12 protein-coding genes and 1 tRNA gene are annotated in these 12,093 nt (G+C 61.2%); 12 read left to right on the top strand and 1 reads right to left on the bottom strand.

Annotation, left to right across the window (positions count from 1 at the left end):
- Positions 1–78 precede the first annotated feature (78 nt).
- The 3 genes from H6866_01655 to H6866_01645 all read left to right on the top strand — a co-directional run bounded on the left by H6866_01655 (position 79) and on the right by H6866_01645 (position 2,041).
- Entirely contained in the window at positions 79–1,440 is a 1,362-nt protein-coding gene (locus H6866_01655; GenBank protein ID USO07954.1) for a D-alanyl-D-alanine carboxypeptidase, read from the top strand.
- Positions 1,441–1,493: 53 nt separating this feature from the next.
- Complete coding sequence (locus tag H6866_01650) at positions 1,494–1,883, top strand: hypothetical protein (GenBank protein ID USO07953.1); 390 nt, start codon at positions 1,494–1,496, stop codon at positions 1,881–1,883.
- Between the two features lie 81 nt (positions 1,884–1,964).
- Positions 1,965–2,041 (top strand) — tRNA-Pro (locus tag H6866_01645).
- Between the two features lie 14 nt (positions 2,042–2,055).
- On the opposite strand, the gene H6866_01640 is transcribed toward H6866_01645, so the two are convergent.
- Positions 2,056–3,042 (bottom strand): hypothetical protein, encoded by a 987-nt coding sequence (locus tag H6866_01640; GenBank protein USO07952.1) that lies wholly within the window; start codon positions 3,040–3,042, stop codon positions 2,056–2,058.
- Between the two features lie 92 nt (positions 3,043–3,134).
- Here H6866_01640 and H6866_01635 point away from each other — a divergent pair, with 92 nt between their 5' ends.
- From H6866_01635 to H6866_01595, 9 genes are read left to right on the top strand one after another with little or no spacing between them, the layout of a single operon-like run.
- Positions 3,135–4,946 carry a hypothetical protein gene (locus tag H6866_01635; protein USO07951.1) on the top strand — a complete coding sequence of 604 codons (1,812 nt, stop codon included), beginning with the start codon at positions 3,135–3,137 and terminating at the stop codon, positions 4,944–4,946.
- Entirely contained in the window at positions 4,943–5,719 is a 777-nt protein-coding gene (gene rfbF, locus H6866_01630; GenBank protein USO07950.1) for a glucose-1-phosphate cytidylyltransferase, read from the top strand. The genes H6866_01635 and rfbF overlap by 4 nt, the downstream gene beginning before the upstream one ends.
- A gap of 14 nt (positions 5,720–5,733) precedes the next feature.
- Positions 5,734–6,825: a CDP-glucose 4,6-dehydratase gene (gene rfbG / locus H6866_01625; GenBank protein USO08548.1), complete on the top strand. Its 1,092-nt coding sequence runs from the start codon at positions 5,734–5,736 to the stop codon at positions 6,823–6,825.
- Positions 6,825–7,859, top strand: coding sequence for an acyltransferase (locus H6866_01620; protein USO07949.1), 1,035 nt, complete (start codon positions 6,825–6,827; stop codon positions 7,857–7,859). The genes rfbG and H6866_01620 overlap by 1 nt, the downstream gene beginning before the upstream one ends.
- Positions 7,860–7,902: 43 nt before the next feature.
- Positions 7,903–8,859 carry a sulfotransferase gene (locus tag H6866_01615; protein ID USO07948.1) on the top strand — a complete coding sequence of 319 codons (957 nt, stop codon included), beginning with the start codon at positions 7,903–7,905 and terminating at the stop codon, positions 8,857–8,859.
- Positions 8,849–9,721: a phosphotransferase gene (locus H6866_01610; protein USO07947.1), complete on the top strand. Its 873-nt coding sequence runs from the start codon at positions 8,849–8,851 to the stop codon at positions 9,719–9,721. The genes H6866_01615 and H6866_01610 overlap by 11 nt, the downstream gene beginning before the upstream one ends.
- Entirely contained in the window at positions 9,714–10,760 is a 1,047-nt protein-coding gene (locus H6866_01605) for an NAD(P)-dependent oxidoreductase (protein USO07946.1), read from the top strand. Before H6866_01610 ends, H6866_01605 begins: the two co-directional genes overlap by 8 nt.
- Positions 10,757–11,146, top strand: coding sequence for a GtrA family protein (locus tag H6866_01600; GenBank protein USO07945.1), 390 nt, complete (start codon positions 10,757–10,759; stop codon positions 11,144–11,146). The genes H6866_01605 and H6866_01600 overlap by 4 nt, the downstream gene beginning before the upstream one ends.
- Complete coding sequence (locus H6866_01595) at positions 11,143–12,078, top strand: glycosyltransferase family 2 protein (GenBank protein ID USO07944.1); 936 nt, start codon at positions 11,143–11,145, stop codon at positions 12,076–12,078. The genes H6866_01600 and H6866_01595 overlap by 4 nt, the downstream gene beginning before the upstream one ends.
- The last annotated feature ends 15 nt before the right edge of the window (positions 12,079–12,093 follow it).

Here is a 12,093-nt window from a genome sequence, read left to right as displayed (position 1 = left end):
CGGTTTTTCCGTTTGTGCAACTAATTGTAATACAAATAAAGTTTGTAAAATTATGAAAATCAATGTAGCTTATCTGACATGCAACGTAGATCGGCCCCGATCCCTGTTTATGCTGAAGCGCCGAAAATGGCGGGCAGCGCCACGCGTATTTCGCGCAAGTTGGTGGCGCGGGCCTTCGGGCTTGCGGCGCTGGGGATCGCCGCGACGATGGCGGCGCCGCAAGTGATCTCGGATGCGCCGATGGTATCGGGTTCCACGTCTTTGGACCGTGTCGCCGCGTCTGCATCCGTACAAGAGGATAAGCCGACTGTCGCGGTGGAAGTCGTCGCTCCGGTGAATGGGCCGAGGGTCGTGCCGAGGGCTATCGCGTCTGCGCCGGCGCAAGCCGTGTCCGAAGCAAGTAATTCCCGTTCGCCGAAAGCTAATCGTGTTGTGACCCGGAAGTCGATGGACCAGCCGTTCAGTCTGGTGTTGCGCGATGGTTCGACGCGCTCTTTTGCGGGTTTTACGGGTTTGCGGGCCTATGCGCCAATGCCGGGCAACAATGTCTGGCCGGGTACTTTGCACGTTGTGCCGGAAATACCAAAAGACAATATTGGCGCGCCCGCGTTGCGCGCATCGCGCGAAGCCGTGAACGATAAAGTGTGCGCGGGGCTGGTCGATCCCACCCGTTTTTCCGCCTATGCGGTCGAGATCGACGACGATGGAAACAAAGTCAGTGAATTTTCGGCGGGCGCGGACGTGGTGCGTTACCCCGCATCGATGACCAAGATGATGACCCTGCTGATCGCGATGGACGACCTGACGCAGGGGCGGATCGCGATGGACGACAAGGTGTCGTTCAGCAAACATGCGCTGGCCGCTTCACCAGTCAATCTTTCGGCAGTGTTCCGGCGGCTTGGTACGCATAAACTGTCATTGGGGAATACGCTTTTCGCGATCGGGGTACGTTCGGCCAACGACGCGGCCCGCGCCGCGGCCGAGCACATTGCGGGCAGCGAGGCGGCCTTCGTCGCGCGTATGAACGAAAAGGCCCGCGCGATCGGCATGAACCGTACCCATTTCGCCAACGCCTCCGGTCTGCCCGATCCGCACAATGTCAGCACGGCGCGCGACATGACGACCCTGATGCGGCATATCGACGAAACCTATCCCAAATTCGCCCAGTTTCTAGGGACGCGCGGGTTCGACCTGCGCGAAAAGATCAACGGCAAGCGCACGATCGGCGCCTTGATACGCGGGCATATCGCCATGTTGCAGCGTTTTATTACGCGCGACTTGAAGGTGGACAAGGCCAAGACCGGGTATATCAACGCCAGCGGCTCGAACATCGCCGTCCATGCGACCGGGGAAGGGCGCAATGTCGAGATCGTGGTTATGGGCGCGCGCGGATCTGCGGCGCGCCACACATGTGTGGCGCGTATTGCCAGCAGGCTTTGACGCGCCATACGCGCTGTAATAGCCTTCGTAAAACATTCCAGAGGTTTTTGGGCATGATACGGCATCTTGCGTTCGTGTGTGTGGCGGTTGGTTTTTTGTCGGCTCCGACGATTACATGGGCGGGGGACGGCACCACGCCAGCCGCGCATCCCATCGGCGCGCATAAAAGCGTGCGCGACATGACGCCGGAACAACGGCAGGCGTATTGGGACAATCTGCCGGCGGTGGAGAAAGAGAAGATTCTGGCGCGCCGCCACGAAATCGAGGCCGAGCGGCTTAAAAAAACGGACCCGTCCGATCCGACACCAGGGGAGAACGCGGCGGCGCAGAACGCGCAAGCCCTTGCGATCTGGAAGGCGATGACGCCCGACCAGAAGCGCGCCTTTTTAAGCGCGCACAAGGCCGAGGTCGAAAACCTGCTGCAACCGCAAACCGCGCCCTGAGGCGGAGGCGGCGCGGGGGGTGATGCACCCCCGGCTTTCAGTTGCATCGGGCCGCCGTTATCGGTATAACCTGCCCCTGACCGGAATGTGGCGCAGCCTGGTAGCGCACTTGCATGGGGTGCAAGGGGTCGCAGGTTCAAATCCTGTCATTCCGACCATTTTTCCCCGACCGTTATTCCTGTCGTTTGTTGAGCCCGCTGTGGTTGTTGGCGCGGTTTCGCCGCGGCGTTCGTATTTGCGTGCGCAATTCGGGCGGGAGGTCGGCAAGGTTTGTCGGGCCGTCCACGTACCGGGCCAGCGTCTTCATTTGCCGGGTTTCGTGAAAGTCGATGCTCGCGCTGTATATGGTGCCGACCAGTAAAAACTGGCCCAGTGTTACGCCATTCTTGAAAAAGCCTTCGTTTGTGTAATCCTCCGGGTCTTTTGTTTGGCTGGCCCTGCGGGTGGCCGTGTTTTCCTCATGCAGGCGGTCTTTATACGCACTTACATCGTAAGACATGGCGGCGAGTTTTTGCAGGTCGCCCGCGTGCCTCAGGCGGCCCCATTCATGTGCCCTTGCATATTCGGCTTCGGGCAGGACATCTTGAAGCCGGTCGAGTTGCGCGTGGATGTAGCGCGAAAGATCGTAACGCTGGTCGGCGGCGGGTTCGGCACCGGCCTTGGCCCATACATATCCGCCCATTTCGAGCGAGGCGAACAGGTCGATTTTTTTGAACCCCAGCGCCTGTCCGAAAAGCGCCGCATTGGCCAGCGCCCTGCGTCCATATCCCTGTCCGCGTATGGTGCCATAGGTTTTGATGATATCCGGCTTGAGTATCCCGATGGTAAAATCGACGGCGAGGGATTCGAGCAGTAGGCCGTCCCCCTGTTCCGCCATCAGGCCGATTTTGAAACTGGTTTTTTTGTCGTCATGGCCGGCGGAACAGGCAAAATCGATGTCGATCTTCGTATCATCGGGCAAGCCGTAAGCCAGAAGCGGCTTTACCGCATCGAAAGGCAGGCCCGATACCTGTTCAAAGCGTTGTTCGGGGGTGGTGTCCGGCGCGGGTGGCGGAAAACGGCGATTCGGGCTAAAGCCCGCCATGCCGGAAACCTTGCCAAAGATTTCCCGGATTTTGCCTTTGATGTTCGTGGTCCACACATGCATCCCGTAAAACATTTATAGCAACGAAGTGCTTAAGATGCGGTTTAGCGGCATTTTTTGTGTAGTTTTCCCTTTTTTATCATGTGGTTGGCGTGTAGTGTCGCGCCATGGATTTTTCACGTTCCAGCCAGTCCGTTCCGCCTGTCCCGCGCGCGGCGGCGCATGGGTTCCTGTGCGGGCTTGCGGCGCTGTGCGGGGTTGCGCTGGTGGCGTGGGTTTTTTATTTCTGCGGGCGCGGGCTGGATTTCACGGACGAGGGATTTTACCTGACCGGCGCGGCGCATCCGCAGGATTACGCGATCAACATGCCGCTGTCGTTTTTCGGGTTCGTCTATCATCCGCTTTACCTTCTGGCGCAGGGCGATATCGCGCTGTATCGCCGCGCGAACGTCGTCATCACCTATGCGCTGGCAGTCATGGCGGCGTTTCAGGTCTTACGCACGGCCATGCCCGATACGCGGCGGGGCGATGCCGTTTGCCGTGCCATTGGGTTGGGCGCGGCGGCGATGGGGGTTTTTACGCTGGGGCTGGTCACGCCCAATTACAACACGCTGGCTTTGCAGGGTTTGCTGGTCACGCTTTGGGGCGTGATGCAGGCGCTGCGCCCGGATGGGGATGGGCGGGCGGCGATCACGGGCTGGGCGATGATCGGGCTGGGCGGGTGGCTGACCTGCATGGGCAAGCCGAGCAGCGCCGCGCTTCTGGCGCTGGCCGTGCCTGCCGCTTTGTATGCGATGCAATGCCGGAGCTGGCGGTATCTGCCGGTCGCGGTGACAATCGCAGGCGGGCTTCTGGCCGCGTCGGCGCTGGCGATCGACGGGTCGTTTGGCGGTTTTGTGGCGCGCATCACACACAGTCTTGATGCCGCCAGCGTTCTGGGCAGCGGGCAAGACCTGATGGGCATATTCCGCATCGACGGGTTGGTGTTGAGCAAGCGCGAATACCTGTTCGTCGCGTTGGGCGCGGGGGCGACCATCGGGGGGGCGTGGATCGGTTTCGTACCGGCGGTTGTCGGCGCCGGGGTCACGGCCCTGATCGGTGCGATGATCGCGGGCGTCTGGCTGGGCGGTTTTCGCGGGACGGTGATGCTGGCGTCGGGCATTCTGGCCGGGGCGGGCTGGGCGGTCTATGCGTTCGCGCGGCGCATGACGCCGCTGCCGTGGCCGCGTCCGGTTTTGACGCTGGGCCTGTTTCTTATGGCGTTGCCTTATATCTATGCCTTCGGGACCAACGGGAATTATTGGGAGCGCGGGGCGGAGGCCTGCGTGTTCTGGGCGCTGGGCTGTGTCGTGCTGTTGACGCCCTTGCGGCGGTACAGGGAAACGGCGCTGTTCGTGCCGGTCTTCGTGCTGCTGTTCTGGAGCGGGACGATGATTCACAACGGCATCCGCACGCCATATCGCCAGCCGGAAAGCCTGCGGGCGATGCGGGCGGATACAGCGGTCGGCGGCGGGCATTTAATGCTGACGCAAGGTTTTCACGATTACTTCGCGGCGGCGGCGCAGGTCGCGCAGGCGAATGGTTTTACACCCGGCACGCCGGTCATCGATCTGACCGGGCAGTCGCCGACGACCATCTTCGCGCTTGGCGGCCGCGCGCTGGGGCAGCCGTGGCTGGTGGGGGCCTATCCGGGTAGCGACGGGCTGGCGGTAATGACATTGAAAGACGAATCCTGCGCTGATCTTGCGCGGGCGTGGCTGCTGGTCGAACCGGGCGGGCCGCGCGCGCTGGATGGCCGGGCGGTGATGGCGGCTCAGGGCGCGCATATCGATAGCGGCTATGCAAAAACGGCGGAATTCGCTACTCCTTCGGGGGCGGGCGGTTTTGCCGCGCGCGGCCCGCAATATTTCCTGAAACCTACGCGCGGGGCGGCGCAGGCACGCGCCGCGTGCGAACAAGCGAAAGGGACGCAACCATGAAGGCGGTCATTCTGGCGGGCGGTCTGGGCACGCGTATGTCGGAGGAAACACACCTCAAGCCCAAGCCGATGATCGAGCTGGGCGGCAAGCCCATCCTTTGGCATATCCTGAAAATCTATTCGCATTACGGGATCAACGATTTCGTCATCTGTTGCGGGTACAAGGGCTATCTGATCAAGGAGTATTTCGCGAACTACTTCCTGCATTCGTCCGACGTCACGTTCGACATGTCGAAAAACGCGATGGAGGTGCATCACCGTTACGCCGAGCCATGGCGCGTGACCGTCGTCGATACGGGCGAAGCGACGATGACCGGCGGACGGTTGAAGCGCGTGGCGTCGTATATCCGCGACGAGGAGGCGTTCTGCTTCACCTATGGCGACGGGGTGAGCGATATCGACATCAACGCGCTGATCGCCTTTCACAAGGCGCAGGGCGTCAAGGCGACTTTGACGGCGGTGTATCCGCCCGGACGTTTCGGCGCGCTGGACATCCGCGCCGACAGTAAAGTCACGACCTTCAAGGAAAAGCCCAAAGGTGACGGCGGCATGATCAATGGCGGGTTTTTCGTGCTTTCGCCCGATGTGCTGGCACTTTTGAAAGACGATGCCACGGTGTGGGAGCGCGAGCCGCTGGAAACGCTGGCCAATGACGGGCAGCTGGCCGCGTATCCGCATCGCGGGTTCTGGCAGCCGATGGATACGCTGCGCGACCGGACATTGCTGGAGGATCTGTGGCAAAGTGGCAGGGCGCCATGGAAAAGATGGGCGTGAACGCCGGGGAAAAAATGGGCGTAAACGCAGAATTCTGGCGGGGGCGGCGCGTATTCCTGACCGGGCATACCGGGTTCAAGGGCGGGTGGCTTTCTTTGTGGTTGCGTCATATGGGGGCGGAGGTTACGGGCTATGCGCTTGCGGCACCGGGCGAACCGAACCTGTTTACCGTGGCCGATGTCGCGCGCGACATGAATTCGATTACGGGCGATGTACGCGACGCGGCGGTGCTGGCGCGCGCGATGCGGGATGCGCGGCCTGAAATCGTCATCCATATGGCGGCGCAATCGCTGGTGCGGTTGTCCTATGCGCAGCCGGTCGAAACCTATGCCACCAACGTAATGGGCAGCGTCCATCTGTTCGAGGCTGTGCGCGCAAGCCCCGGCGTGCGCGCGGTCGTCAACGTCACCAGCGACAAATGCTATGAGAACCGGGAACAAGACTATGCGTATCGCGAGGACGACGCGATGGGCGGGTTCGACCCGTACAGCAGCAGCAAGGGTTGCGCCGAACTGGTAAGCGCGGCGTATCGCAATTCGTTTTTCCCGGTTGCCGATTATGCCCGGCACGGCGTGGCGGTGGCCACGGCGCGCGCGGGCAATGTCATCGGCGGGGGCGACTGGGCCGTGGACCGACTGATCCCCGACATGGTGCGCGCGTTCGGTGCGGGCGAGGCGGTCGTGATCCGCGCACCCGATGCCGTGCGGCCGTGGCAGCATGTGCTGGAGCCCCTGGCGGGCTATTTGACGCTGGCGCAGGCATTGTACGCTTCGGGGCCGGAATTCGCGCAAGGCTGGAATTTTGGCCCCGATGCGCAGGATGCGCGCCCGGTCGGGTATATCGTCGAAAAAATGGCCGGGCTGTGGGGCGATGGCGCAACGTGGACGCTGGATGCGCGCGCGCAACCGCACGAGGCGCATCTGTTGACGCTCGATTCCGGCAAGGCGCATGAAAAACTGGGCTGGCGCGGTGTGTGGACGCTGGACGCCGCGCTGGAACGCATCGTGGCATGGCATAAGGCGCATCTGGCGGGGGCGGACATGCGGGCGCGAACGCTGGGCGACATCGACGCCTATATGCAGCGTGTGGCGGGCGGCGGTCGCTGATGGGTTTTGTCCGGTTCTTTCTGGCTTTATTGGTACTGGTTTCGCATACGGGTTATGCGATGCGCGATATCGGGCCGCTGGCGGCGGTCGAGGCGTTTTTCGTTCTTTCCGGCCTGTACATGGCGGCGGTGTATACGACCAGATACAGCCGGATCGAAAACGGTGCGCGGCTGTTTTACCTGAACCGGTTTTTGCGGCTTTATCCCACTTATGCCCTTTTGGTGCTGGTCACGGCGGCGTGCGCGTTCGCCGTCCGCGGACAGCCGGGCGATTACCGGCACGTCTTCGATCTGTTTCACGCGCAGCCGGATATAGGCACGACGACCTTGGCCAGCGTGTGGGCCAGCGTCGTTGCGATTTTCGGGCAGGATATTTTATCAGTGGCCGAGCCGTTGCATTTTCTTTTGCCGGTGCGGCAGGGATGGTCGATCGCCAGCGAGTTGCTGTTTTACGCAAGCGTGCCGTTGCTGTTTCGTTACATGAGCGTGTTTCGCTGTGCGGTTGGTGTCGTCGTATTCATGGTCATCAAATACGCGCTTTTGTATTACGGCGGCTGGCGCATGGCGTATTTCCTGCCGGTCGGGAATTTTGCGTATTTCCTTTTGGGGTACGGGCTGTATCTGGTGTCGGTCGATCCACGGGTCGAGGCGATCAAGGCGCGGGTATACCCGTTCCGCTACGCGGTGCTGGCGGCGATGCTTGGGACATTGTTCGTGATGGGGGATGCCAGTCTTGAAACCGGGGGGCCGCGCCATCATGCCGCGATGCTGGCCGTATTGTGCAGCGGGTGCGTGCTGTTGTTCCAGCGCGCGAGCGCGCGGCTGGACCTGTTTTTGGGCAATATCGCGTATGGGGTCTACCTCAACCATTTCCTTTTGGTGGTGCTGGGGCAGGCCATGGGGCTTGCGGATCTGGCGCTGGTCGGATGGGCGGTTGCGGCCAGCCTTGTCTTTGCCTATCTGACCGAACGCGCGATTCAGGATCCCGTTGATCGTTACCGGCGAGGCTTAACGGGCTTGCCTGAAGGCCGGTAAACGCGATAAACCAGCACTGCAAGAAAGATAAGGGTTTCATATTATGAGCGATTTTAAACTGGTCATGGTGTCCGCGGGGTTCGAGCACGGGGGGAACGTCACCCACCGGCATCTGGACGGGCATTCGCAGCTTTTGGTGTATCCGTTTGAATCGCAGCTGGGGAACCGCAGCTTCAACGATTTTCTGGCCTCGGTCGAGCGTGTTCAGTACCGCTATCCCGAATTTCCCGAAGGGTTGAGCGCGGGCGAATTGTACGAACAGATCATCGACGAGGAATTGAAGACCTTTTTGCGCAAGCGCAACGGCTCGAAGTTCAAGGACGCGGACTGCCAGCTGGACGAGGCCGCGCGCATCAAGGCGTTCACGGATTTTCTTGGCACGGAATGGCCGCATCGCCGCGCGCGCGTGATCGAGGCGTTTTTCCGTTCGACCTTCGCCGCGTGGACGAATTATTACGCCAAGCCGGTCGCGGGGATGCATTATGTGGGGTATTCGCCCGCGATCGGCATCGACGCCGACCGCATCGTGCGCGATTTCCCGGATGTGCGCATCATGCATATCGTGCGCAATCCGTTTTCGGCCTATCGCGACACCAAGCGCCGCCCGTTCCCACAGCCGCTGACCAAATACCTGATCACATGGAACATCTATCACTCGACGGTGGAGATGTTCGCGCGCATGTATCCCAAAAACGTGCGCATCTTCCGGTACGAGGATCTGGTCGAAAACAAGGAGACGTTCATGCGCGACGTGGCGTCGTTCATCGGCGTCGGGTTCGAGCCTGCAATGTTGTATCCAAGCTGGAATGGGGTCGAGATCAAGGAAAGCATCGCACCGTGGGGTACGGTTTTGAAAAGCACGAGGGATTACAACAAGGCCGTGATCGACGAGCTGAACGACGCGGAAAAGGCGCAGATCGTTCAGGGCACCACGGCGTTGGCGCGGCATTTCAAATACGACGAGATCGATTACCTGGCGCCTTATTACCGTGCTGAGTAAGCTGCGGCATTTCGACGATGCCGGCGGGGTGGATGCGGGGGTGCGCCTGCCTGCGCCGGACGAAAATTCCTTCCGTATGCTGGGCGATGCACTGGGCGCGGGGCTTTCGGCGGTGGCGCCGGTCGGCGGCGGGACGCTCGGCGTCTGTTACACCGCGCGGCTGGGCGCAAAGCCCGTCTTCATAAAAACACACCGCGCCGATGCGCGCGATCTGGCCAAGGAAGCGCGGCTTCTGGCGCAGGCGCATGGCGATGCGCTATGGGTTGAAAGCCGCGAGGCGGCAGGGCGGTTATGGCTGGTGATGGACCGGCTGGCGCCGCCGGTCGCGCGCCCGGTCCTTACCGATATTCTTTCCCTGACCCGCGCATATGCGCCACGGCTTGATGGGCGCGGGTGCATTCCCGAAGGCGATACGCTGGCGGCGTTGCTGGCGCGCGGAACGGCCGGGGTTGCGGCGATGCTGGCGGCGGGGATGATTTCGCCTTCTTGCGCGCAGGCCGTGCAGTCGCGTTTTTCAGATTTGGGGGCCGTATTGCCGGGATTGCCGAAACAGGCGTGCCATGGCGATCTGGGGCCGAAGAACATTCTGGTGCATGGTGGAACGCTGATCGCCGTGGATTGGGAGGACGCGTTCTGGGGCGTGGCGGGGTATGATTATCTGTACTGGCTGACATTTTTTGAAAACCGCGCGCTTTACGGCGGGGATATCCTTGAAAAAACCGGGTTGGGGCGCGGGGTGGAGGTGTCTATCATGGCGCTGGTCGTTGTTCTGAAATCCCTGTTGTCATGGCGGGCGGCCACGCATCACGGCAATACTCTGAGTTTCGACGAACGGATCGGGGAGGTTCTGGCCCTTGGGTAAAAAACGCGTCATACCGCAACGCGACCTTGATGCGATCGCAACGCTGGCCGATCCCGATTTGCGGGCGCTTGCGGGTGCGCGGCTGTTCGTGACCGGCGGGACGGGGTATGTCGGCCGCTGGCTTTTGGAAAGCCTTGTTCATGCCGATGCCGCGCTGGAGCTGAATGTGCGGGCGGTGGTGTTGAGCCGCGATCCAGGCAGGTTCGCGCAGCTGTGTCCCGCAATCGCCGCCAGCCCGGTGCTGTCATTCATACAAGGCGACGTGCGCGATTTTGTGTTTCCTGACGGGGCGTTCGATTTCGCAATCCATGCCGCGACCGATGTGATCGCGGAACATGCGCCGCTTGAAACATTCGACGTCACCGTGGGCGGGACGCGCAGGGTGCTGGATTTTTGCGTTGCGCGCGGGGTGCGGCGGGTGCTGCTTTTAAGTTCGGGGGCGGTGTACGGTCCGATCCCGCCGGGGATGACGCATGTGGCGGAAACTTATGGTGGCGGCCCGCGGACCGATCAGCCGCAATCGGCTTATGGGATCGGCAAGGCGGTGACGGAATGGCTGGGCGCGGCCTATGGCGCGGCGCACGGCATCATGTGTCCGTCCGCGCGGGTGTTCGCGCAAATAGGGCCGCATCTGGCGCTGGACAAGCAGTTCGCGGCGGGGAATTTCATCCGCGACGCGCTGGCGGGCGGGGTGTTCGACATTCGCGGCGACGGGACGCCGCGGCGTTCGTATATGTACGGCGTCGATCTGGCGGCGTGGCTTTGGGCCATTCTGGCGCGCGGGCAGGGTGCGCGCGCCTATAATGTCGGCTCGGATGAGGGGATGTCGATTCTGGCATTGGCCGAGATGGTCGCGCAGGCGGCGGGGATTTCCAGCCCTGTAATCAACGTGCACGGAAGTCCGGTGCCGGGCGCGGCACCCGCGTGGTACGTGCCGGACATTGCCCGCGCGCGCGATGAGCTTGGGCTTACGATCAGCGTGCCGGCGATGGAGGCGATCATGCGTACATTGGCGTGGTATCGCGAGGCGGGAATATGAATTTGCACGCAGTCCTGCAATCGCGGTTCGTGCGCTTTCTGGCCGTGGGCGGTTTGAACACGCTGTTCGGATACGGCGTTTATGCCGTGATGATCGCGTCGGGCGCGCATTATGCGCTGGCGTCGGGCGTGGCGCTGGTCCTTGGCGTTTTGTTCAATTTCAAGACCACGGGCGTTTTGGTGTTCCGGTCAGGCGACAATAGCCGCATTGTGCATTTCGTGGGCGTTTATGCCGTGGCTTATGGGTTCAATGTCGGAGGAATCGCGGTTTTGCAGCAGTGCGGGCTGAACGATTACGCCGCCGGACTGGTGGTCTTGTTGCCGCAGGCGGTGTTGACCTATTATCTGTGCCAGCGTTTCGTATTCACCACCGGGAAGGCCTCATGAAAAAAACGATCAGCATCGTCACGCCTGTTTACAACGAGCAGGATAATATCGAGGAGCTGTGCCAGCGCATCGCCGCCGTGATGCAGACCCTGCCTTACGATTACGAGCATATCTGCATCGATAATTGCTCGACCGACCGGACGGTCGAGATGCTGCGCGCGATCGCGGCGCGCGACCGTCACGTCAAGGTGATCCTGAACGCGCGCAATTTCGGATATATCCGTTCGTCCTTCCACGCGTTGTTGCAGGCGCGCGGGGATGCGGTGGTGCTGATCGCGTCGGATTTGCAGGATCCACCGGAAATGATCGCGCAGTTCGCCGCGAAATGGGAGGAAGGCTTCAAAACCGTGATGGCGGTAAAGCCGGAAAGCGAGGAGGCATTCTTGATGTTCTGGCTGCGGCGCCTGTATTACAGGACCATCGCGCGGATATCGGACGTTCCGTTGGTGCAGAACGCGACCGGGTCTGGCTTGTTCGATCGCGCTGTCATCGACATTTTGCGCGGGTTGGGCGATCCCTATCCGTATTTTCGCGGGCTGGTGTGCGAGATCGGTTTTCCCATCGCCACCGTGCCGTTTGTCCAGCCGCGCCGCAAGCGCGGCGTGACCAGCCAGAATTTCCATTCGCTTTACGACATGGCGATGCTGGGCATCGTCAAGCACTCCAAGTTGCCGTTGCGGCTGATGACACTGGTCGGGTTCGGCGTCGCATTTTTAAGCCTGCTGTGCGCGGCTGGGTATTTCATCGCAAAGATCGTGGCGTGGGACACGTTCAGCATGGGGACCGCGCCGATCCTGATCGGGGTGTTTTTCTTCGGCGCGATGCAGATGCTGTTTTTGGGGCTTTTGGGTGAATACGTGCTTTCGATCCAGACGCATGTTCGCAAATTGCCGCATGTGGTCGAGGCCGGGCGCATCAATTTCGATTCATAAGAACCGCCTGAAATT

The sequence above is a fragment of the Rhodospirillales bacterium genome (genome assembly GCA_023898805.1).
In the GTDB taxonomy this organism is placed as follows: Bacteria; Pseudomonadota; Alphaproteobacteria; order Micavibrionales; family UBA1664; genus UBA6145.
Note: the sequence above shows the minus strand (reverse complement) of the source record. Positions and strands in the feature narration are given on the sequence as shown.

Bases quoted from the DNA above. Each gene is read 5' to 3' on its own strand.
- H6866_01655 (USO07954.1), top strand. From the start codon at position 79: ATGCAACGTAGATCGGCCCCGATCCCTGTTTATGCTGAAGCGCCGAAA.
- H6866_01650 (USO07953.1), top strand. From the start codon at position 1,494: ATGATACGGCATCTTGCGTTCGTGTGTGTGGCGGTTGGTTTTTTGTCG.
- H6866_01640 (USO07952.1), bottom strand. From the start codon at position 3,042: ATGTTTTACGGGATGCATGTGTGGACCACGAACATCAAAGGCAAAATC.
- H6866_01635 (USO07951.1), top strand. From the start codon at position 3,135: ATGGATTTTTCACGTTCCAGCCAGTCCGTTCCGCCTGTCCCGCGCGCG.
- rfbF (USO07950.1), top strand. From the start codon at position 4,943: ATGAAGGCGGTCATTCTGGCGGGCGGTCTGGGCACGCGTATGTCGGAG.
- rfbG (USO08548.1), top strand. From the start codon at position 5,734: ATGGGCGTAAACGCAGAATTCTGGCGGGGGCGGCGCGTATTCCTGACC.
- H6866_01620 (USO07949.1), top strand. From the start codon at position 6,825: ATGGGTTTTGTCCGGTTCTTTCTGGCTTTATTGGTACTGGTTTCGCAT.
- H6866_01615 (USO07948.1), top strand. From the start codon at position 7,903: ATGAGCGATTTTAAACTGGTCATGGTGTCCGCGGGGTTCGAGCACGGG.
- H6866_01600 (USO07945.1), top strand. From the start codon at position 10,757: ATGAATTTGCACGCAGTCCTGCAATCGCGGTTCGTGCGCTTTCTGGCC.
- H6866_01595 (USO07944.1), top strand. From the start codon at position 11,143: ATGAAAAAAACGATCAGCATCGTCACGCCTGTTTACAACGAGCAGGAT.